Genomic DNA, 23070 nt, shown 5'->3' with positions numbered 1-23070 from the left:
ATGCCAGAAAAAGAACTGTGCCATCATAGCAGTTCTTTTCAAAAACTGAATGCTATTCAACTGATTTCGATGAAATCCGAGCAGTCGTCGACAGTGGTGCAATCTGTATCGATATCTGCGAATGTATCAATTGCCTGTCGTTAATGGTATCCAGCTTGAGTAAGAAATTTGACAAATTAAAAAATAAGCTCGGCAGGACGCACTTATGAAAACTCAAATCACCTTTTTTATCGCCCTTTCGGCCAGTGTTTTCAGTCATACGCTACAGGCCCAATGCCGCACGGAGCAAGATGCGCAAGCCTTATATACGCTCGAAGCGAATATAGAGACCTATACGCTACAAAATGGCCTGACAGTGCGATTACTGCCCATGGTAGATAAACAAACAGTCACAGTCGCCAGCCAATTTAATTTAGGCGCCCGCAACGAAGTCCAAGGTCAGAGCGGTTACGCCCATCTGTTTGAGCACATGTTGTTTAAAGGGAGTGAAAATGCCCCCGGCGATACCTATGCTCAGCAGTTCAGTGCTTTAGGTGCACGTTTTAATGCCAGCACACATTTTGACTACACCAACTACTATGTGACGCTGCCAAACCAAGCATTAGAACTGGGCTTATATCTCGAAGCCGATCGCTTTATCCGCCCTAGCCTTAATGCCACTACGGTTAAAAATCAGCAGGAAACCGTACTGCAGGAAATGGCACAAACCATAGATAATCAGCCCTATATCCGCAGCGCGATGACGTTTTTACTCGAGCAAGTAAAAGGTACTCCTTACGGTCACGGTATTATTGGCAATCGCGAAGATATCTTGCAAGCCACACCAGAAAACCTAACGGCCTTTCACCGTGCTTATTATCGTCCCGATGCGATGCAGCTTTCCCTTGTCGGCAAACTAAGCCCACAAACCCGGCAATGGATTGAGCAAAATTTTGCGGCTTGGTCTAGGCCAACGATTGCTGAACCTGAATTTTCTGAGTTAACAATCCAGCCTAAACAAGTACATGCTGAGTTAGTGGATGAACGCGGACCTTGGCCTGGATTACTGCTCGCTTGGCATACAGTTGGTAAAGATCACCCAGATGCTGCGGCAATTCGGCTGCTAGAAGGCTATTTATTTCAAAACACCGCCAGTGCACTCGCTAAACTCAGTCTGCATAATCCCGAACAAATGCTCAGCTACTCCCTGCCCTTTGAGTTAGAAAATCACGGCATAGCGAATATCGTCTTGGTTCCACGGGCACGGACCTCACTCGATGCCTTAGTGCAAAAAGTATTGGGACTTGTGGCACAAACGCAGCAAGATGCTCTGGATGAAGCAAGTCTTTGCACACTTAAACAAGTGTGGTTAAACAATCAATTACAACAACTGGATGACACGCAGGCCTTAGCCATCAAGCTTTCCGCAACGTCGGCTCAAGATAAAGACCATCCCTTTACCGCACAGTGGCAACGGATCAACGCAGTCACGGCCGACGATATCCAAAGCGTCGCAAAACGGTATTTCAACCAAGATTATGTCCGAGTCGACCTACTGCCACCTTGGTATATTCGCTGGGGTAAAACGCTACTGGAATGGCTGCCTAACGATATGAGTGACAGTTTAGAGGATGCGGTATTATGACGACTCAGACAATGTCAAAGCAGCTACAAGGCTTAATGTTCTGCGCTGTGGCTTTATCACTAAACGCCTGCCAGCAGACGCAAATCGTCTTCACGCCGAGCGAACCGCCGAGTTTAGCCCATTTTGAAACGCCAAACTCTTTAGCCCATTCTTTACCTAACTCTTTAAACAATCCTTTGGGCAGCTCTTTGAACAATCATTTACCCAAAAGCGGCGTCATTATCCCCGTAACGGATGAAATTTTTACCGATGAAGTCCATACCGAATTGGATTTACCCTATCAGTTACATCGCCTTGCCTCAGTTCAAATGAATAACAGTGTGAGCAACAGGGTCAGTTTAGCGGCTGTGAGCCCGCAAGTTCCCTTCAATAATCCTGATATTTTACAGATTGCCTTTCAAGAAAAGGCCCACGCACTTGCCATTAGCCGCGCAGATCCCTGTCTTGAGACTTTCAATATGCGTGTCAGCTTGCACAGCATTAATTTAAGCCTCACTTGCCCCGACGATGTTAACCATATCTACGGCTTACTACTGCAATTTTGGCAACCAGATGCCTTTGTTGATGCGACAACCGCCCCCGTCGATGTCGACAATATTCGCCGTCAACTCAAGCTCAATAAACACTTAAACGCCTTTAGTGGCGCCGAGATAGATAAAGTGTGGCGCGATAAACTGCTCGGCCCTGAACATCCCTACAATAGAGTGATCAATAATAATGCATTGTTCGATTCGCTCAGCCTAAGGCAACTGCAACAAATCCAACAGCAGGCGGTAACACGAGCACAGTGGCATCTTTTTCTACCCAACTCTTTGGCAAATAACGCTAAATTTGACCTTCAAGCTAGCCTTAAACTGTGGCCATTATTGCCTAATTCAGTGCCGAAAGCGGATAAACCAGAGACAGTAAAGCCTCAGCAAATCAAGAGGATTTACCTTATTGATGCGCCGGGCAGCGTGCAAACCCAAGTCCGCCTAGGCTATGCCATAGATCATGTCCTAAGTGATGCATCAACTCAGCAGCAACTGAACCCACAGGAAGTCGCCTTAAGCTGTCGCAGTTTATCCGCACTCATGGGCCGCAGTTTTTCGGGCAGACTCTACTATGATTTACGGGAAAAACGCGGCCTCACCTATGGCATCTACGGCCAGTGTGCCAATGCACCGCTGTCCAGCAGCATCAAATTTTACGGCAGTACAGCCATAGAACATACGGGCGCGTTTGTGGTGGGCATACTCGATCACCTCGCGCTAGTTAAGACGCAAGGTGCTAGCCAAGGTGAAATCGATGCACTTAAAACCTATTTGATCGGTGAAGATTTGCTCAGCCAAGACAACAGCATTCAACGTGAAAACCAATATATCCACCAAGTCGCGACAGGATTAACTCGAATTGATGTGCAAAAGCTGAAGGCAGAGTTGCAAGCTCTAACGCCCGAAAGGCTGCAGCAGTTAGCCAACGGGGCGTTTAGCGGTGAGCCATTGATTATCTTGCGGGGCGATGTTGCTCGAATTCTTCCTGACTTAAAAACTAAGCTACCAGAGTGGCAGTTTGAAAGGGTCAAGGTTGGCCGAACTGACAACTAAAGCCAAATTATCCTTCTAAAAGATTCAAATGCGCGATCGACAGATTAAAGCTTATTGGTCGCATTGTCGCTGGCAGGCGGTGCGCCATTATCACCCTGCGTCATCTGTTCATGGCCTTGTTCCATTTGTTGTAAATCTTCCATCGCCGAATCCTGCTGCATGGCCTGCGGATCAGGATCCGCTGCCGGTAATACCGCCATATTGTCGGCATTCGCGCTATTTGGCGTAGCAGGTTGATCAGGAGACATACCATTTACTGCCTTAAGCCCCTCGATTGCCGGAGACACCTCAGTTTTCAACGTGCTGTCACTAAGATTCGGTAACCACTCACGCAATTGCTCGGGTCCAAAACTAAAACCTAACGCTATGACGACAGTTGCCACAGCAACATACAGCCAAGGGCGAATCGCCAGATGATCACCTCTTAGTAAAGTGCTTTCACTGGCATATAAATGCGCATCCGAGCGTTGAGCTATTGGCGCGAGTGCTTGTAGCATCTCCGGCAAGGCATCAAGTTCAGGACCTTTAATACGCTGACCAATAAACTGCCCGCCTTCGTAAATCTCCATCTGATGACTGGCGACTTCACCGTCAACCACACCAGAACTGGTAATAATCAACTTATTACAACAGACTCTTCCGCGAAATACGCCGCACACCCGCAGCTCATGACAACTGACTTCACCAGAGATTTCGCCGCCAAGTTCGATCTTAATTTGTCCTGCTGATCTAATCTTGCCCTGCAATTTACCCGCAATGAATGCCGCGCTCTCTAACTGAATGTCGCCCTCAATCAAGGTTTGCGCACTGATAACCGTAATGCCATTGCCCTTACTCGCCATAGGATTCATTCCATATCATTATTTTTGTGACAAAGATGTTATGGTAAAAGTCCTCGAGAATAAAGCACTGGTTTCGCTTAGTATTTAACCTAAGCCTCAGAGCGGGACTTAAGTCACGTCAGCGACTATGTTACCCTGCGCATCTTGCCATATGGCTCACGAGTACCTGAATATGAGTAACAGGATGCCTCAAAAAGGTGAGTGCTGATATCGCACTAAAACAAAGCTAAAAGCAAACACCGAAAACAAACCGCCAACGAGACCCCGACATGGCACATTCAAACTCCGCTAGCTCGCAATCGATAGCCCCAATCGTGACACCACTTGAAGCGTATCGCGCCAAGGTGAGCATAGATCTCATTGACGATCTCGCGCAGCAACAGGCTGTGTTGGCGCTCGATGTGCTATTTAAGCAGTTGATGCTACAGCCACATTCAGCACAGTTTCCCCTTATCAACAAACAAGCAATCGAAGGTCTGTATCTGTGGGGCGATGTGGGTCGGGGCAAAACGTTTCTGATGGATTTGTTTTTCGATTGTTTGCCGAGTGAAGGCAAGTTAAGACTGCATTTTCACCGATTTATGGCACGGATTCACCAAGCATTACGCGAACATTCGGGTAAACGAGATCCGTTAACTCTCATAGCTAAAAATCTCGCAAAAGAGTGCAAGGTGCTGTGTTTCGATGAGTTTTTTGTCTCGGACATTGGCGATGCCATGATACTCGCAGGGCTCTTTGAATGCCTATTCAAACAAGGTGTGGTGCTGGTCGCCACCTCAAATATTCCTATTGAGCGCTTATATGAGAACGGCCTAGCTAGACACAGATTTTTACCTTGCATCCAACTGCTGCAAACACACACTCAAATGCTGCATCTCAATGGCAACCAAGACCATAGAATGCACGCCATCAATGCTTCATTAAACAACGAGATTGGCATTGATAGCGCTGAAGTTAACGCCTCGATTTCCCGCAATATCGGCATTACCGGAACACTCGATTTTGAGCGGATTTTTGACAAGCTAGTGAATGGGTTAACGCCAAATACACTCAGTATGAGCACTATTGGCATTAGTGATAGCAGAATGAGTAATGCTAGCCTCACCATCTGCAACCGTGAAATTCCAGTGATCCGCGCCGCTATAGCGCCAACAGGCAACTCAGTCGCTTGGTTCGACTTTTATGCCCTATGTGACGGCCCGAGATCCCAGCTCGATTATATCGAAATAGCCAGTCGATTTAAGATCTTAATGGTAAGCGGCGTTCCCAAATTAGGCGGCGAAATAAAAGGCTGGATCCGTGCCCGCGGCACAGAAGACGGTACAGGTGATAACCAAGCCGCAGCCACGGGCGAGCGCAAACTCTCCTATGCGGCCAAAGACGACCCAGCACGGCGCTTTATTAGCTTGATTGATGAGTTATACGATCAAAATGTCAGCTTATATCTCAGCTGCGACGTGCCACTGAGTGAACTCTATCAAGGTGGCGCACTCAGTTTTGAATTCCGCCGCACCTACAGTCGATTAATAGCAATGAGTCGAAGTGAATGACCGTAAAACATTAGCGATTTATCGCTCTGTTGAGTTAGACCAAAAGCCTAATATTGATAAGCGAGAAGTTAGTCATCACGATAAAAATTCGAGGAACAATTAGTGACAAGATAATTCATGCATTCAGAATATAACAAGTCAAATACGCTATTTGCAGATACAAGCCTAGAAAGATGAATAAGTACCTAAATTGAAAATCTGCAATCATAGACAAACTAGTACAGAAAAAACATTATAATAGTTAAAAATCAAATACATAAAATAGGAAATCCATCTACCATAATCGATTCAATCCACACAACCAAATGACTCATTACGTTCAATTTGCTTCTAGCTGTTGCTAACCTTGAGTTTTAAGGTACGGTGTAACTTAGTTTCAATTATTCTAATTTACAGCCTATAGGTTTAAATCGATCAAATTTATAACCTGCAACATAAAAGCTCAAAAATATAATCTATAGTTTATGCAATCAACTAAAGACTCATGATTCTGACTAAGAGCCATGACACTTAGTTCGAAATATTCGCTAGAAAATATTAAGAACAGCCTTAAACGGAACTCTTTTAAATACAGGGACGATTAACTTATGTGGTTACGACAATTTAAGATTGGCTCACGATTAATTGCTGCGTTTGGATTACTTGCTCTTGTGTTGCTACTTCAAGGAATCATGTCATTACAGACAATGTCATCCATGCGATCCACTGCAGAAGAAATTGAAGATAATACCCTACCTACGCTAGTCAGTCTGTCGAGCATCAACCTCAATGTGATGCGCGCTAGGGTGTTTACATTTCGCCTATTATTAGCAAATTCGACTGCTGAACTTAACAAAGGACTCGATACATTAAGGCAAATCCGCCAGAGTATTAAAACGGATCAAAAAAACTATGAGCCTTTAATTAGCCTGCCAGGTGAGCAGGAGCTCTATCAAGAATTTAGTGGCAGCCTTGATCTGTATTTAAAACATCAAGATGAGATGATCAGCAAGCTACAGGCGAATGATGCAGCCGAAGCTAAACGGATCATGGATGATGTCATGATAGTGCAAGCCGAAAAAATGACAAAGACGCTCATTAGCATTGGCAGCTTGAATACTGAATATGCAAAGGAACAAGGTCAAATAACTGCACAAGCCTACGACGAGAGTAAATGGCTAAACAGCATTATGATAGTGGGCTCCTTAATCGCTGCATTTGTAGTGGCAATATTTTTAACTCGCAGTATCGTGCAGCCAATGAAGGAAGCTGTAGGCATTTCAGTGGCTGTCGCAAGGGGGGATTTAACGCAGAAAATCAGCACAGAGGGTAAAGATGAAACCAGTCAACTGATGCAATCATTAGCTGAAATGCAGCAAAACCTGCGCGACACTTTATCCCATATAGCAAACTCCTCTAGCCAGCTCGCCTCCGCCGCCGAAGAACTCAATTCCGTCACTGAAGATGCTTCCCGCGGCATACAGCAACAAAATGATGAAATACAGCAAGCGGCAACTGCGATTACCGAAATGAGTTCGGCAGTAGATGAAGTTGCCAATACGGCGGTGCTCGCTTCAGAAGCCTCTGAAGAAACCGCCCGCAGTACCGAATTAGGTAAAAAACAGGTAGATCAGACAGTCGCAGCCATTATCGACATGAATCAGGATGTAACGCAAAGTTCACAGGTTGTTCAAACCTTAGCGATTCAAGCGAGGGATATAGGTAAAGTTCTCGATGTGATCCGCGCCATTGCTGAGCAAACAAATTTACTGGCCTTAAACGCAGCCATTGAAGCGGCGCGAGCGGGCGATACAGGCCGTGGTTTTGCGGTTGTTGCTGATGAAGGTCGCGCCCTAGCCCATCGCACTCAGTCCTCGACCCGTGAAATTGAAGACATGATTAACAAAATCCAGCACGGCACCGAAACGGCAGTGCAATCGATGCAGCACAGCGGCCAAAAGGCTGAACAGGCACTCTCAGTCGCAAGATTGGCAGGGGATGCATTAAACACGATTAATCGCCAAATCAGTACGATGAATAACAGCAACATGGTCATCGCAAGCGCCGCCGAAGAGCAAGCGAAAGTCGCACGCGAGGTCGATAAAAACATTGTGAATATTAGTGATCTTGCCAGCCAAAGTGCTGCGGGGGCACAGCAAACCAGTGCCTCGGCACATGAACTCTCAAGACTCGCCGTTGAACTGAACAATCTACTGACGCGATTTAAAGTCTAGAGTATCACTTTATAATAGAATCAGAGGGTAATGGCACAAGATGTGTTAAACCGTTACCCTCAATGCATAACGCTATGATCTAGTTTAATAAAGCATTCCATAATACAAGCAAGACTCAAGAGTGCTAGGATCGAGTTTGCGGTGCATGATTAAAGTGCATAGCCAGTTCACTGATATCAGTGGCAACCCATTCTGGCTCGATACACTCGACCAAATGCGCCGCCATAAAGTCCACCAGTTGCATGGCGGCATAGGGCAAACGGCGATCTTTACGGCCAACTAGATACCAGTTACTTTCGAGCGGAAAACCCGTAACAGTTAGAATTGCAGGTTTTTCGCGCCCTTCTTGCAAGGTATGCGCCGAAATCACCGACAAACCTAAGCCCGACGCGACGCTCAAGCGTATCGCCTCATTACTCTCGATTTGCATAGTGTCACCGAGCGTGATGCCTTGTCCGCTGCACCAAGACTCGAACATTAAGCGGGTGGCTGATCCCGGTTCGCGCACGATAAAACGCTCATTTTTAAGCTCGTTAAAATTCACTTGTTCACGACCCACTGCCCAATGCTCCTTTGGTGCAATCAGTTGCAGCGGATTTTTAATGATGCGTGCAGATAACACGTTATCGCCACTTGGAGGATGACTAAACAGGTATAAATCATCTTCTTGGCGTTCAAATCGGCCTAATACATGGGCACGGTTACCAATGTTTAAGGTCACTTTAACCTGTGGAAACTGCCGATAAAATGCCCCTAAAATCCGTGGTAACACGTATTTGGCGGTAGTGACAATACCGATATTAATGTGACCGACACTGCCACCTTTAGCCTGCTGCATAAAAGCATCGAAATCCTCAAAACGACTCAAGGTATCGCAGGCTGCGCGGTACAACTCATTACCAATCAAGGTCGGTAACATGCGGCCATCACGACTCTCGAGTAATGGCTCGCCCAACACATCGGCCAATTTTTTAAGCTGTAATGACACTGTGGGTTGAGTTAAATGCAATGCCCTCGCCGCAGCGGAAATATTACCTAACCGCACCACTTGCACATACACCTGCAGTAACCGAAAACTCAAATGCCGCAATTTAAGCTGAGTCGATGACGAACGCTTATCCATAGACAATTATCTATACCTAGGTGGTAAACAATTTATTTTTCAATATAACTAATTAGGTCCAAAATCACCAGCCATCAGGATCACTCGACAAGCAAGCGCGTTTTGCACCGCTTAAAAGTCAAACTTAATGAAATACTTATGCCCGATATTGTCATTGCATTTTTCGCCTTAGGCCTGTTAGCTGGCCTAGTGAAATCAGATCTTAAAGTCCCACCCGCGATCTACGAAACCCTATCCATACTGTTAATGCTTACCTTAGGTTTAAAAGGCGGAATGGCGCTCCACGGTCACACTCAAAACTTAGTGTTCACTGAGCTGTTAGCGGTTGTTGCCTTAGGTTTGATTATCCCCTTGGCCTTATACCCTGTACTAACCCGGCTGGTTCGCATTGGCCATACCGATGCCATTAGTATTGCCGCCCATTACGGCTCCGTCAGTGCGGGAACCTTTGCGGTGGTGATGGCTATGGTTGAAAAATCTGGGTTGATCTTAAGGCCAGAAACGACCCTATATCTCGTGCTGCTGGAACTACCTGCTATTGTCGTAATGCTCTGGTTACACAGATACTTAAGTGCCAAAAAAGCAATTGAAACATCACCCAAAAATGAAAATCAATCAAGCGTGTTGCACGAAGCCTTAACCAGCCGCGGCGTTGTCTTACTCCTTGGCGGTGTAGTGATAGGTTGGCTTTATGGCCCAACGGGACTTGCGCCGCTTACACCTGTGCTACTAGGCGGGTTCAAAACTTTACTGGCATTATTTTTACTGGAAATGGGCTTAGTAACGGCCAAAGTGTGTTTGCCGCTACCACTTAAACAATGGCGGTTATTAATGTTTGCCGCCGTAGCGCCCTTTGTATTGGCTTGGTGTGGTATTGGTGTAGGTGTTTGGCTGGACTTACCTTCAGGCAGCATTTTAGTGTTAGCGGCATTAAGTGCCAGCGCATCTTATATCGCAGCGCCAGCGGCCATTCGTGCCGCAATCCCCGAAGCCAATATAGGGCTGGCTATGCTAGCCTCACTCGGCATTACGTTTCCGGTTAACGTGTTAATTGGCTTACCCTTATATCAACATTGGGTAACGCTCATTACAGCTTAGTACTTCTTCGCCGAATAAAGTCCAATGAAAAGGGAAGCATTATTGTCTCCCTTTTCATTGGCATAAGCGTAAACAATTTAAGATGCATCACTGTGATGTGTGGCTTTATCCTGATACATGGCTTTATCGGCGGAATCTAACAGATCCTCTAAGCTCATATCTGAATCCGGTGTCCAATGGGCGATACCTATGCTGGTCGCCAATCTATGTTGCTTAGGATGCTGTTGATTATATTGATCAAGTAACTGCTTAAAACGCTCGATGACCCGATTGACTGTATCTCTATGCACAAAACTTAGCAGCACCACAAACTCATCGCCGCCAAGCCTTGCGATCACATCCGACTCCCTAAAAGCGGTCATTAAGATATGGGCAAAATCATATAACACCTGATCGCCCTTTAGGTGACCAAAGCTGTCATTCACTTCCTTAAAAAAGTCGAGATCGAAGAAAACTAAGGCCGCCTCAGATTCGGTACGTCGACAACTCGCCATTGACTGATGGGCCAGTAACTCAAATCCACGCCGATTCGAAATCGTAGTCAAGGGATCTAAGGTGTTTTGCGCAATAGAGAGTAATTCAGCCTCTACCATTTGCCCTAAATCCGTTAAGGTTTCAATGTCTTCAGCCGTAAAATCCCGCGGTTCAGTACCGATTAAACACAAAGTACCCACCCGATATTGCCTGTGAATGGTGAGGGGATAGCCAGCGTAAAAGCGAATATGCGGCTGCTCAGTCACCAGAGGATTGTCACTAAAACGTGGATCTTTGAGGGTGTCGTTCACGATGAAAATGCCGTCATGATTGATCGCATGTCCACAAAATGAAATTTCCCGAGGTGTTTCAGTCACCTCCAATCCTTGACGTGATTTAAACCATTGCCGATCGGCATCCACTAAGGTCACAACACAGATGGGCAAGGAGAAAATTCTGCGCGTAAGCCGAGTAATACGATCGAAACGTTCCTCGGCATCGGTATCGAGCACATTAAGTGCGCGTAACGTGGCCAAGCGTTGCAGCTCGTTTTCAGGAATTGTAGGTAATTGCATGGCACTCTCAGCTAACTTCTCTCATTAAACTCTAGCTTAAATGGTGTATTCTTGCGGTGTTAAGGCTGAAATTCGTATCAGCCTTAATCCCCTTAAAGACTGCACTATTCGAGCACAGCACGATAAATGTTTAACACCCGCTCAGCATGGTCTTCTACCTCTGACACTGGTAACTGCCCCGCCTTTTGTTGCAGAGTCAGTCGATGATTTTCATCCCGTAGTAAGCAATATGTCTGAGTTAAATGCTGGGCACTCATCATTGGTAAAAGTTCAAGCTCAGCTAAGACACCAAAAATCCGCACATTGTCAGACCAAATCGTTAGCTCTGGATACTCGTGAGCATTAGCCAGCACTAAGTACTGGGCAATAAACTCAATATCGGCAATCCCGCCTAGACTCTGCTTTAAATCAAACATGCCATCACTGACTTTAAGCAAGTGATCACGCATCTTCTGACGCATCTCACGCACCGCTTTTTGCAGCTCAGCTTTATCACGGGGCTTTTCCAATACTGAAGCGCGAATATGACTGAATTTAACCGCTAAGCTATTGTCACCAAAAACAAAACGCGAGCGAACTAAAGCTTGGTGTTCCCAAGTCCACGCCTCATTAGCTTGGTATTCGCCAAAACGCTCAATCTCACTGACCATCAAACCCGAGGCGCCAGAAGGACGCAGGCGCATATCCACTTCATACAACTCCCCCGAAGTGGTGCGAGTCGAGAATAAATGCAGAATGCGCTGGGCAAGTTTGAGGTAAAAATGACCAACTTCAATCGGGCGATCACCATTGGTCAGGCCGTTCTCTGTTTTATTTTCACACAAGAAAACTAAATCGAGATCGGAGCCGTAACCCAATTCAATCCCGCCGAGCTTGCCATAACCGACAACGGCAAAGCCTGTGTCACTACCCTCAAGGTGAGCGGGCACCCCATGGCGCACTGAAACCTGTTGCCACGCCTGCATCACCACTTGTTCGATAATAGCTTCGGCTAAAAAAGTTAAGTGATCGCTCACTTGCATCACGGGTAAAACACCCGTGACATCGGCGGCGGCGATTTTAAGTTGTTGTGACAGCTTAAATTGTCGCAGCGCTTCCATCTGCTGCTCCATATCATCCTCGGGCACGCGCATCATGTACTGACGCAGCTCGCTCGGATAATCGTCGATGGAGGTCGTGTCATAGAGCTGCGACGGATCGATAAGCTCATCGAGCAACATGGGAAATTTAGCCAACTGCGCGGCAATCCAAGGACTGGCGCAACACAAGCTCACTAACTGCTGCCGCGCACCAGGGTTTTCACACAAAAGCTCAAGGTAAGTGGTGCGAGTTAAAATCTGCTCCAGCACCTTAGACACGGGCTCAAAAGCTGACGATGGACTCTGTTGATGAATCAATTCTTCCAATAATCTTGGCATTAATTTATCTAAGGTTTCTCGCCCGCGTGGACCAATCGAACGCTTAGTCACTGTTTCGCGCCAACTGCTGAGCATAGGGCACAGCTTGTCATCATCAATTTGCTGTTCGGCCAACAACGCGATCCCATCATCAAGGTCTTGCATGTTCCACAGCTGCGTCGTCCAATGTTCAGCTTTTTCTTCGCCTTCTTCGCCGCCTACTGTGGCTTTAAAATGACGATGGATTTTGCTCATTGCCGCTTCAATATGAGTGCGTAAATCAACCTCATTAGCCATATCGAGTACATGGCACAATCGCGCCCAATCCAGCGGATTATTCGGTAAGGTTTGGGTTTGTTTATCGTCAATGGCTTGCAGCAGATTCTCAACCCGGCGCAGCAATAAATAGCTGTGTTTAAGCTCATCCACCGCCAAATATTCAAACTGCCCTAAGCTGTAAAGCGTATCGATAGCACCGAATAAACTCTGCTGACGCAACGCAGGCTCACGGCCGCCACGGATCAATTGAAAACTTTGCACCACGAACTCGACCTCACGAATACCGCCTGCACCGAGTTTAATATTGTCGGTCAAATGACGGCGCCGCACTTCTTGCGCTATGAGTTGCTTCATTTTTCGCAGGGATTCAATTGCCGAAAAGTCGATATAACGGCGATACACAAAGGGTCTGAGCAGGCTGTGTAATTCATCGGAGAAATGGTTCCAAGGCCCGAGCGCACGCGCCTTGACCATGGCATAACGCTCCCAGTCTCGTCCTTGTTCTTGGTAATAATCCTCAAGACCACTAAAACTCACCACCAAGGGGCCACTTTCACCGTAGGGGCGCAAACGCATATCCACACGGAACACGAAACCATCGACTGTGACTTGATCGAGCAAGTTCACTAGCCTTTGCCCCATGCGGATAAAGAATTGTTGATTGTCTAAACTGCGACGACCGCCGACGGTTTCGCCATGCTCAGGAAACGTGAAAATCAAATCGATATCGGAGGAGAAATTAAGCTCGCGGCCGCCTAACTTGCCCATGCCTAAAATCAGTAGCGGTTGCGGATTCCCTTCTTTGTCCATCGGCGTGCCATATTGAGCGCACATATCTTTATAGAGCCAATCGCGGGCGCAGATCACTAACGCTTCGGCGAGCGCCGACAGATCAAGCAAGGATTCCTCTAAACTGGCATAGTCTAAAAAGTCACGCCAAGCTAAACGCACCATTTGATAGTTACGAAACCGTCGCAGGGTGGTTTTAGCCATCTCCTCAGTGGTCGTGCTAGCAAGTTCTTCATGTAAATCAACATCAAAGTTTTTACGATCAATCAGGCTTAAATCGCCCGCAAACAGCATAGCGATCCACTCGGGATGTCGGCATAGTTGAGCCGCCACATAATCACTGAGTCCCAAAACCGTTTTGAGTTCTTGCTGCTGAGCAGGCGTTAATTGCGCAAGTCCTTCGGACCATGCTTCCTCTAATCGCAGCCAATTGCGTTCAGCGGTTTGATTAATAAGAATAGACAATGACTTATTACTGTCTTTTTGCATGGTCATAATAATCCCTAACAAATTTAGCTATCGACATATTATGTCGTAAATGATATAGATTGACGCCACATCATGTTATGTTCGACGAGACTTGCAGCGACCTGATGTAACACACAAATAAAGGTTTACACTTTTATCTGTGGCATTTAAGGGTACTATAACCTGCGCGGCAGGCATATTGGGCAAGCGGATTATTATTGCCTGCAAGTATTTGAGTTTTATTTCATTACCTTTTGGAGAAAACATGGCAGGAATGCTAACCCGTGTTCTCACATCGATACTTTTTTTAGCCGTTTCGCTATCGCTGACGGGTTGTGGCGATGACAGACCGGATAAAATCGCGAAGTATCAACAACTCACACAGCAACGTCTCGCTACGCTCACGACGATGATCGATGACGGCCAGTTGCGTAACGCTAATCTCTTAAAACAATACACGACACTGCTAAAGCAACAGAAACCCGATTTAGCCCCCTTACTCGATGAATTAGCAAAGGATTCTGGTACCCAAGGTCCCATGTATACCTCGCTAAAACGTCGTTTAGATGAATCGAAAGTGGCGAGTAACTTTGCTGATCTCGATCAACAGCTGGCCGAAGCAGAAAATCTTTATCAAGCCGCAGATCCCAGTCTGTTTAACGATATGTTGTCTGATCCCGTCAACGTGGTCGCCGATATGTCCGACGGCAAACTGGCTCGCGTAAATGCGATTAGCCGTGAGGCCGCAACATTAGCCAATGGCGGTGAAGATTTCGGCCCTGGTAGTCAACTGGTCGGCAATCCCTCTTACGGTAACTGGCAAACCGACTCGAGCGGCACTTCGTTTTGGGCTTGGTATGGCATGTATTCGATGTTTTCGAATGTCTTCAATCGCCCAGTTTCCTACGATCGTTGGTCGGGTAACCGAGGTTATAGCTATTACAATGACGTAGGTCGTTATCGCTATACCTCACCCAAACAAGCAGATGCGCAAAATAAGACCTTCGAACAAACGAAAAAACGTTTCGACTCACAAGGCAAGCGCTTTGACAGCCCTTATGCTAAACCGCGAACTGGTGGCACGGCGTTATCCCGTGAAAGTACCAGCGCACCTAAGGCCAGCACGACAAGTGCGAGCAAGAGTTCGAACAGTAAGTTTCGATCTAACTATGCTAAAGACAGCAGTTTCCGCAATTCCAGCAATCGCACGACCCGCAGTGTGCGCCGGGGCAAGTAACTAAGGATTTCCAATGACATTATTTCAGGATTTCGGTATCACACCAGAGCTAGCCATCATTCTGGCTATCGATCTCACCATAGCCGTGATTTTGCTAACGCTAATGCGTTATTTGCAAGGTTGGAGTGTAAAGGTCAATAGCAGTAAGGAGCTGGCAGAGCGGGATAACTTTGCCTTTGGCATAAGTACCGCTGGCGCAGTTGCCGCCCTAGGCATAGTGCTTACAGGCGCTATCACAGGCGCTGCGGCACACTCTTATCTTACCGAAGCGATTGGCATGAGCTGCTATGGTTTATTCGGTTTAGTACTGATTAAACTCGGCCGTTTTCTCCACGATAAAATAGCGCTAAATGAGTTTGATAAGAACGAGCAAATCATCAAAGGTAATGTGTCCGTCGCTATCGTCGATGCTAGCGTTGCTATTGCTACCGCCATTATCATTCGCTCCGTCTTACTGTGGGCAGAAGATTTAACGGTCGATACCTTCATTGCCATCTTCAGCGCCTTTGCGATTTCGCAGTTGATGTTAGTGCTACTCACGCGCTGGCGTGAAAACCGTTTCGCAAGCCGCAACCAAGACTCGTCTATGCAGCAAGCCTTAGCCCAAGGTCATACAGCGTTAGCGCTACGCCATGCGGGTTACATGATTGCTATGGCACTGAGCTTTAATGCCGCCAGTCACTTTATTATTTATAATCCAACGGCTTATGTGACTAACGTGATCGGTTGGTTAGTGTTCTCAGTCATTATGCTGATCGCACTCTCCTTACTGCTGTTCGTCGTGAAGAAACTGGTATTAGCCCGTATCGATTTAGCCGATGAAGTGGAAAGACAACACAATATCGGTATCGCCGCAGTAGAAATGGCGATCAGTATCGCTATCGCACTTATTCTTACGGCACTGATGGCTTAATCGAATGCAAGAAATTAGCTTAACTCCCTCGGCGGCTAAACCTAGCCGCCTAGGTTGGTTCGACGATGTTCTCTTATTGGGCATTATGGCCGTATTAGCAGGTTGCGGCCTGATCTACGAATATCTTTTATCCCACTATGCGGGCCGCATTTTAGGCGCATTAGAAGCCGCCATTTACACCATGATAGGCTTAATGATTGTCTCCATGGGACTAGGTGCCTTCGCCGCGCGTAAGATCCGTGATGCCTTTACCGGTTTTGTGATCTTAGAACTCACAGTTGCACTCTGTGGCTCACTCGCCATTTTAATCACAGCAGCGGTGATTGGTTTTGGTCAACAACTACCATTGATCATTGCTAACACCTTAGGTTTACCGCCAGATCAACAGCCCGAAGGTGGCATGATAGGCTCGCTGCAAAAACTCAGCGAATACTTACCCTATGTGTGGGGTGTGTTATTGGGCCTGATGATTGGTATGGAAATCCCGCTGATTGCTAGGGTTCGCCAATCCCTTTCCGACGAGCATTTACTGCATAACGCGGGCACCATTTACGGAGCTGATTACATAGGCGCAGGCATAGGTGCCGCCATTTGGGTTGGCTTTATGCTCGCCATCGATATCCAACTCGCCGCCGCCTTAACCGCCAGTTTCAATCTATTGGCAGGTTTTGTGTTTATTTGGCGATTCTGGCCTAAAATCCGCCGCCCTAAACTGCTTTTGAGTGGGCATTTTATCGTGACTGGTGTCTTACTCGTATTAGCAATCCACGGCCCACGCTGGGAGCAAGAATTCAATAATTTGCTCTATAAAGACAAAGTGGTTTACGCCAAGGCGACACGTTTCCAACAGCTGACCTTCACCGAGCGGTTGCGCGGTAACGGTCTGCCCCCCGTTTATGCTTTATACATCAATGGTCGCTTACAATTTTCTAGCATAGACGAGCACATCTACCATACGTTTCTCGTTCATCCTACGCTCGCGGCCAGTGCCCGTCACAACAAGGTGCTGATCATTGGCGGCGGTGATGGACTCGGTCTCAAACAAGTACTGCGCTGGGAGCCTGAACAAGTCACGCTGCTCGATCTCGATGTGGGCCTAGTGCAATTATTTAAATCGCCCGATACAGATATGCCCGATAGTCTCAGTCGCGCTATGTTGGCGCTCAATGGCAATGCACTGAACGATCCCCGTGTCACAGTGATCAACGACGATGCATTTAATGGTGTCGATAAACTGATTGCCACAGGCGTGAAATACGATGCGATTATCGTAGACTTGCCCGATCCGAGCCATCCCGATCTTAATAAGCTCTATTCGGACTATTTCTACCGTAAATTAAAGGAACTTATGAGCAGTGATGGCGCTCTGACTGTACAGTCAACATCGCCTTACCATGCCCCTAAGGCCTTTATTTCGGTAGCAAAAACCTTGGCATTGGCGGGATTTGACGTCAAGCAGTACCATCATAATGTGCCCAGTTTTGGCGAATGGGGCTGGAGTATTGCAACCTTAGGCGGGCTCGATGCACAACACAGATTAGCGAAGTTAACTGAGTTGCCCATCAAAGATGACTGGCTCACTTTAGGTTTAGTGGATGGCGCCTTTGAGTTTCCAGCCAATTTTTATCAAGATGCCGCCAACATAAAACCCAATGAATTGGGTTCATTGCAGCTGTATCACTACCATTTGCAAGATTGGTCCGAGAATCAAGGACTGGATCTTTTTTAATAGGATGAGATAGTACTTGACATATTATGTCTCGGTGCTATCTTTGAACACAGACATAATATGTCAATAAGGACAAATATGAATATCCATACCATTGCCAATCACCTCAACAGTCTTGGCAACAACAGCCAAACTGGCTTTCAATTTGATTGTTATCCAATCGATGGTGAAGTCGAAGTGTTGCAAGTGAATGTGGTCGGCCGTGAAGAAATCCCGGTATTTGTATCGGTAACGGACAACCAAGTGCTTTGCATCAGCTACCTGTGGGGCGAGAACGAAGTAAATCAAGAACGTCGCAGTGAAATGTTTGAAACCATGCTAGAGCTCAACATTCCAATGCCATTGTCAGCTTTTGCAAAAATTGATGACAAATACGTGGTTTACGGTGCGCTATCACTACAATCTAGCATGCTCGAAATCGAGCAAGAATTAGCAGTTTTATCTGATAACTGTTTAGAAGTTATTGATGAATTGGTCGACTATCTGAAATAAGGAGCCACAAAATGGGCATTCTGAATAAAATTTTAACAGCGTTTCGCGGTGGTGCCACCGAAGTTGGCCAAAGCATCGTTGACGCAAACTCAACCCGCATTTTCGAACAGGAAATCCGTGATGCAGAAAAGCATTTAACCAATGCTAAACGTGAACTGACCGATGTCATGGCAAAAGAAATGCAAGCCAGCCGTGAAATCGACCGTCTGAAACGTTCGATTGCAGAACACGAAGGTTATGCGACTCAAGCATTAGACAAAGGCAATGAAGCATTAGCGATTGAAATTGCTGAAAAGATTGCTCAGTTAGACCAAGAGTTGTCTGAACAACAAAGCGCCAACGACAGCTTTAGCGCCCATGCTGCACGCTTGAAAGACTTAGTGAAGAAAACCGAACGCCAACTGTCTGATTATCAACGTCAGTTGAGCATGGTTAAAACCACTGAAAGCGTACAAAAAGCGACGGCAACCATTACTGACTCGTTCGCGTCTAGCAACTCTAAGCTGCTGAACGCTAAAGATTCACTAGAACGTATCAAGGCACGTCAGCAACAATTTGACGACCGTTTAAAAGCGGCTGAAACCTTAGCCGATGAAAACAGTGATAAGTCGTTGCAAGCCAAACTAGCCGAAGCGGGTATTGGTGAGCAAAAGTCAAACGCAAATGCAGTGCTAGATCGAATCAAAGCACGTAAAAGCTAAGCAATGATTGACCGAATGCCGAGTCTCAGTGGGATCATCACCCCCTACTGACCTCGGCATTTTTTTGTTTCATCCTCATTAAATAAAAATGACCACTATTGCCCGTGAATATCCGCAGCCAATCAATATGAGGCCGCACGCGAGCATAGTCAGCAGGAGTCACTATGGGATTTTTCAATAGTATTTTTGGTAAGAAAGCCCCGCCACAGCGCGAGCTCAATCACCCGTCCCAGCTCAATGTCGGCGACATGATCTCAATCGATGATAGTTTTGCCCTGCCACCACAACTCCGTGGTCAACAATTAAGAGTCGAAGCCGTACATACTTACGAGTCTGAACGTAAACAACACTCCGAGTGGTTACTCAAGGGACATGGTAGCGATACTCTCTTTTTGAGCATTGAAGAAGACGACGAAACCTATCTCGCCTTTTCGATTAAGGTTTCCCGCGCCCAAGTGGAGCAATTATTCGATCTCGAGCAATTCAGCGCCCTGTTCGAGGAACCGGGTCATGCCGAGTTAACTACGCAAGTATTATCGGCCGACTTAGCTGAACAACTTGAACAATGGCTTGGAAAACAATACCACCAAGTGACTTTTGCCGCTTTTGGCTATTTCCATCGTCAGGATTATCGTGGCCAAAAGCCGCCACAGGATGCCAATGGCGCCACAGGTGAGCCCTTTGAGTACTATTTATTACTTGATGACAATGAAAGCTGCGCCGTCGAAGTGGAAGTCTACGAAGGGGGTGATACCGATGTTGTCTTGACCCTATATCGCCCGCTAACGGATATTCGGGAATACTGGCCGGCGAAATAACACGAAAATAAGATAAAGTGCGTGCTCGCACTTTATCAATAATCCCAATACAATCTCACAGATAAGTGCTAGAAACGGTTGATAGCAATAGGTAATACGCCATGAGTAAAACCAAACACCCTCTGCCCGAGCAATGGTTAAAGAACCAACAAGCCGCTAAGGCGACACAGGTTGCCTTCGATCTCGATGAAAAATTTCAATACTCTATTCGTAAAGCCGCGTTAGATGCAGGCGTTAGCCCTTCTGATCAAATTCGCACTATTTTAGGTCTTAGCGTATCGAAACGGCCAACGCGTCCGCGCCTTACCGTGTCACTCAATGCAGATGACTATGTGCAACTGGCAGAGAAATATGGTTTAAGTGCCGATTCACAGCTAGAAATTAAACGCCGTGTACTCGACGATTTAGTCCACTTTGTTGATGAAACCTAAAGCAACGCAGATCTCAAGCGCCAACCCTTCTTACCATTGGCTGGCGCGATTAATCGATATATAACCCTTTTATTAACTCAGTCAATTTACTCACAGCCTAAAGTCTTTTACTTTAGTAGTGATATTCGCCGCACTTAACAGGGATCATGTTTGGCATGACAGATAAAACCCCATGGTCGCTTCGCACCCTTGGCACTCCTTCTCCATTCGAAATGGCGATGATGCTATTGTCCTTGCTGTCGGTGATCATAGTACTTGTCATGACCTTCGGCCGCCTAGATAGCGAAACCTACCGCTTGCTCTTCTTTGTCGATACCAGTATTTGCATGATTTTTATGATCAACTTCTTTGTTGGGTTGATCCGTGCTCGCGATAAACGCTTTTTCATTAAACACCATTGGATTGATTTTATTGCCAGTATTCCGGCGATTGAAGCCCTACGTATGGCACGGCTTTTTCAAATCCTACGGGTAATACGCCTGATCCGCATGAGTCGCTCACTGCTGCTCCCACTGGTAAAACAACGTAAACAAGCCACCTTAGCCAGTTTACTGGTTGCTATGGTGACGATTCTAACATTAGCTTCCGTCATTATGCTCATCGTCGAAAGCGGCACCGAAGGCGCCAATATCCAGACCGCTGAGCAAGCGATTTGGTGGGCATTAGTCACTATCTCTACCGTCGGCTACGGCGATTATTATCCTGTAAGCACAGCAGGCCACATCATAGGTGGCGTGGTCATTGTCAGCGGTGTGAGTTTTTTTGGGGTGATTTCAGGTTATATGGCATCGGTATTTGTCGCGCCAGATGAATCTGAACGCCAAGAACGCCAAGATGCGCATAAAGCCGAAATCAAATCAGAGCTTGAATTAGCCTTAGCGAGAATGGAAGAGAACCAACAAAAAATAGAACAAAATCAAGCGCAAATGCTGGCTCAAATTGCGGAACTTAAGCAGGCTATCAAAACAAAAAATAGCTGACTTTGTTGCGAAAACGGACTAATGAAAAGGCTCAATCTAATATAGATTGAGCCTTTTCCGTTTATCAGCGATAAAAAGTAATATTACCAGTAGACCTGCTGTTGCATCGCGTTACGGCGTGTCGATTCCATAGCAAACAACAAACTCTGCTGCTTGTCTTCCAGCCACTCAGCTAAATTGATATCTAACTCCCGACTCGCATCCTGTAAGGCGCGATAACAAGCCAAAGTTTTAATCCCAAGCGCGAGATCTTGCCAAGGTGCACGAAATGCGTCCCGTGATTTCGCCTCATATAAACTGCCGTAGGCATGACCCACAAGAATGCTCGCATCCAACACTGTGGCCACTTGTAGATAATTTGCCGCTGTCATGACGCTATTGAGTGGCATGACCTCAATTATCGCCATCCAAGAAGCTTGCTGAGCACGATCGGCATGCTGGTGTAAGCTAGGCTGATGGGTGATATCCACTTCACCAGCACTGATCTTTAGCAACAGTTCAACAATAGCCAGCTGTAATTGACCATATTCGGTCTGTTGCCATAGGGAGAGTAAGCGTTCCGTCAGATTAATCTCTGTCAGTTGCGCCAGAAGTCGCGCCTTAACTTGGGCATGTTGGCCAAGTTTAGCAAATAAGCCTCTTTGGCTACCAAGCAAGGCGGTCAACGCCTGTGCCTGCTCAATAAAATCGAGCTGCTTTTCAATCAGCATAAATTGGCTAGACAGTGTCACATTCAATAATTCGAACTGATTTAAGGTCATGCGCAGCAAACGAATACAGGCGCGCATCCGCCACCATAGTGCCACACAGGCTTCAGGGTCGCTTTCCTCTGCAATCATGCTCTCTAATAATTGCCAGCGCTCAAGGGCGGTTTCAAGCAGGATTTGGCAGTTTGCACTTAAATCCTGTGAAGAATCGTGTGACTCGGCCAGTGGCAGAAATTCCAATGCTTTTAAATCGAGCGGCTTAGCCTTGCCCGCCAATCGATAGCCCCGCTGCGCTTTACTGGCCTTACCTAAACGCACGGGCACAACACTCGCCACCTGCATCGCCAGCTTAAGTAGCGCCTCAGTATCGCCACTGAGGAGTTCAAACTCGAGCTCACACAGGGCTTCTTGCTGACCATTGGCGGTGATTTCACCTATGTCTAACGCCACTTCGACCACGCTGTTATCAATCTGAACATGCCAAGCGCGACGATAAAAATCGGTGTGAAATATACAAGTCAACTGAGCTTGAGTAGCTGCTAAATCGGCATCAGCGGGCCAAATGCTGATAGGAAATAGACTTAAGTCTGGGCTATCGGATTGGATAGTCACATTGTATTCGGGCCGCGAATGAATGCCGCCCACGACTTGTCCTGCGGTTTTTATGGTCTGCTCTCGGTGCGCATCGTAACCGCGCACCCGCAATCCCATGTCCCACTGACGTAATTGCAAGTCAGGGGTGTCGAAGTAACCATTCGCCAAACGACGTTGACCTTGAGGTACGGCATTATCGAGACTATCTAACTTATTTATCAGGGATTCTTGATATATCGGCAGGAAAAACAGTTTTAATTCAATCTCAGCATTCATTGCGTAACCGCTCACTTTGTCATCAAATATTCATCGATGCGTCATCTTTAGTTCATAATGTCACAAATGTGTCATAAAAATCCCGTAGGATTTGGTTTTGCAGTTGGTATATAACCCGTTAGAATAAACCTGTCGTTTTTTCTGAAAAAACACAGTTTCAATACGCGGACGCAT

The 23070-nt window shown here is 46.6% G+C and carries 18 protein-coding genes; 13 read left to right on the top strand and 5 right to left on the bottom strand.

The window, feature by feature from the left end; translation table 11 throughout:
* The first annotated feature begins 205 nt into the window (after positions 1–205).
* A complete protein-coding gene (locus tag L5M71_RS06135) occupies positions 206–1624 on the top strand; it encodes a M16 family metallopeptidase (RefSeq protein WP_263207207.1) in 1419 nt (472 codons plus the stop codon).
* Positions 1621–3210, top strand: a complete 1590-nt coding sequence (locus tag L5M71_RS06130) for a M16 family metallopeptidase (protein WP_263207205.1) — start codon at positions 1621–1623, stop codon at positions 3208–3210. The genes L5M71_RS06135 and L5M71_RS06130 overlap by 4 nt, the downstream gene beginning before the upstream one ends.
* Positions 3211–3254: 44 nt before the next feature.
* Here the strand turns inward: L5M71_RS06130 and L5M71_RS06125 are convergent, their stop codons facing one another.
* Complete coding sequence (locus L5M71_RS06125; RefSeq protein WP_263207203.1) at positions 3255–4052, bottom strand: polymer-forming cytoskeletal protein; 798 nt, start codon at positions 4050–4052, stop codon at positions 3255–3257.
* Positions 4053–4321: 269 nt separating this feature from the next.
* Between L5M71_RS06125 and zapE the strand changes: the two genes are divergently transcribed.
* Both zapE and L5M71_RS06115 read left to right on the top strand, forming a co-directional pair.
* On the top strand, positions 4322–5602 hold the full coding sequence (gene zapE / locus L5M71_RS06120; protein ID WP_263207201.1) for a cell division protein ZapE: 1281 nt from the start codon (positions 4322–4324) through the stop codon (positions 5600–5602).
* A gap of 587 nt (positions 5603–6189) precedes the next feature.
* Positions 6190–7815, top strand: a complete 1626-nt coding sequence (locus tag L5M71_RS06115; protein WP_263207198.1) for a methyl-accepting chemotaxis protein — start codon at positions 6190–6192, stop codon at positions 7813–7815.
* A 124-nt stretch (positions 7816–7939) separates the two neighbouring features.
* Here the strand turns inward: L5M71_RS06115 and L5M71_RS06110 are convergent, their stop codons facing one another.
* Positions 7940–8938: a LysR family transcriptional regulator gene (locus tag L5M71_RS06110; protein ID WP_173242949.1), complete on the bottom strand. Its 999-nt coding sequence runs from the start codon at positions 8936–8938 to the stop codon at positions 7940–7942.
* Positions 8939–9076: 138 nt separating this feature from the next.
* Here L5M71_RS06110 and L5M71_RS06105 point away from each other — a divergent pair, with 138 nt between their 5' ends.
* Positions 9077–10036 carry a sodium-dependent bicarbonate transport family permease gene (locus L5M71_RS06105; protein WP_105251560.1) on the top strand — a complete coding sequence of 320 codons (960 nt, stop codon included), beginning with the start codon at positions 9077–9079 and terminating at the stop codon, positions 10034–10036.
* Between the two features lie 77 nt (positions 10037–10113).
* On the opposite strand, the gene L5M71_RS06100 is transcribed toward L5M71_RS06105, so the two are convergent.
* On the bottom strand, positions 10114–11085 hold the full coding sequence (locus L5M71_RS06100) for a sensor domain-containing diguanylate cyclase (protein WP_263207195.1): 972 nt from the start codon (positions 11083–11085) through the stop codon (positions 10114–10116).
* Between the two features lie 104 nt (positions 11086–11189).
* Entirely contained in the window at positions 11190–14045 is a 2856-nt protein-coding gene (glnE, locus tag L5M71_RS06095; RefSeq protein WP_263207193.1) for a bifunctional [glutamate--ammonia ligase]-adenylyl-L-tyrosine phosphorylase/[glutamate--ammonia-ligase] adenylyltransferase, read from the bottom strand.
* Positions 14046–14283: 238 nt separating this feature from the next.
* Here glnE and L5M71_RS06090 point away from each other — a divergent pair, with 238 nt between their 5' ends.
* From L5M71_RS06090 to L5M71_RS06055, 8 genes are all read left to right on the top strand, one after another.
* Positions 14284–15255 carry a hypothetical protein gene (locus L5M71_RS06090; protein WP_105251557.1) on the top strand — a complete coding sequence of 324 codons (972 nt, stop codon included), beginning with the start codon at positions 14284–14286 and terminating at the stop codon, positions 15253–15255.
* Between the two features lie 13 nt (positions 15256–15268).
* Complete coding sequence (locus L5M71_RS06085; RefSeq protein ID WP_113939026.1) at positions 15269–16168, top strand: DUF350 domain-containing protein; 900 nt, start codon at positions 15269–15271, stop codon at positions 16166–16168.
* A 4-nt stretch (positions 16169–16172) separates the two neighbouring features.
* Positions 16173–17897: a polyamine aminopropyltransferase gene (locus L5M71_RS06080; protein ID WP_263207191.1), complete on the top strand. Its 1725-nt coding sequence runs from the start codon at positions 16173–16175 to the stop codon at positions 17895–17897.
* A gap of 78 nt (positions 17898–17975) precedes the next feature.
* Positions 17976–18389, top strand: a complete 414-nt coding sequence (locus L5M71_RS06075) for a YjfI family protein (RefSeq protein WP_105251554.1) — start codon at positions 17976–17978, stop codon at positions 18387–18389.
* 11 nt (positions 18390–18400) lie between these two features.
* Positions 18401–19090, top strand: a complete 690-nt coding sequence (locus L5M71_RS06070; protein ID WP_028761835.1) for a PspA/IM30 family protein — start codon at positions 18401–18403, stop codon at positions 19088–19090.
* A 164-nt stretch (positions 19091–19254) separates the two neighbouring features.
* Positions 19255–19908 (top strand): DUF4178 domain-containing protein, encoded by a 654-nt coding sequence (locus tag L5M71_RS06065; RefSeq protein ID WP_219253960.1) that lies wholly within the window; start codon positions 19255–19257, stop codon positions 19906–19908.
* A gap of 101 nt (positions 19909–20009) precedes the next feature.
* Positions 20010–20339 carry a hypothetical protein gene (locus L5M71_RS06060; protein ID WP_028761837.1) on the top strand — a complete coding sequence of 110 codons (330 nt, stop codon included), beginning with the start codon at positions 20010–20012 and terminating at the stop codon, positions 20337–20339.
* 155 nt (positions 20340–20494) lie between these two features.
* Positions 20495–21319: an ion transporter gene (locus L5M71_RS06055; protein WP_219251958.1), complete on the top strand. Its 825-nt coding sequence runs from the start codon at positions 20495–20497 to the stop codon at positions 21317–21319.
* 83 nt (positions 21320–21402) lie between these two features.
* Here the strand turns inward: L5M71_RS06055 and L5M71_RS06050 are convergent, their stop codons facing one another.
* Positions 21403–22896: an inorganic triphosphatase gene (locus tag L5M71_RS06050; protein ID WP_263207189.1), complete on the bottom strand. Its 1494-nt coding sequence runs from the start codon at positions 22894–22896 to the stop codon at positions 21403–21405.
* Between the last annotated feature and the right edge of the window lie 174 nt (positions 22897–23070).

Source organism: Shewanella sp. SW1, from assembly GCF_025653545.1.
GTDB classification, from domain to species: Bacteria; Pseudomonadota; Gammaproteobacteria; order Enterobacterales; family Shewanellaceae; genus Shewanella; species Shewanella oncorhynchi.
Note: the sequence above shows the minus strand (reverse complement) of the source record. Positions and strands in the feature narration are given on the sequence as shown.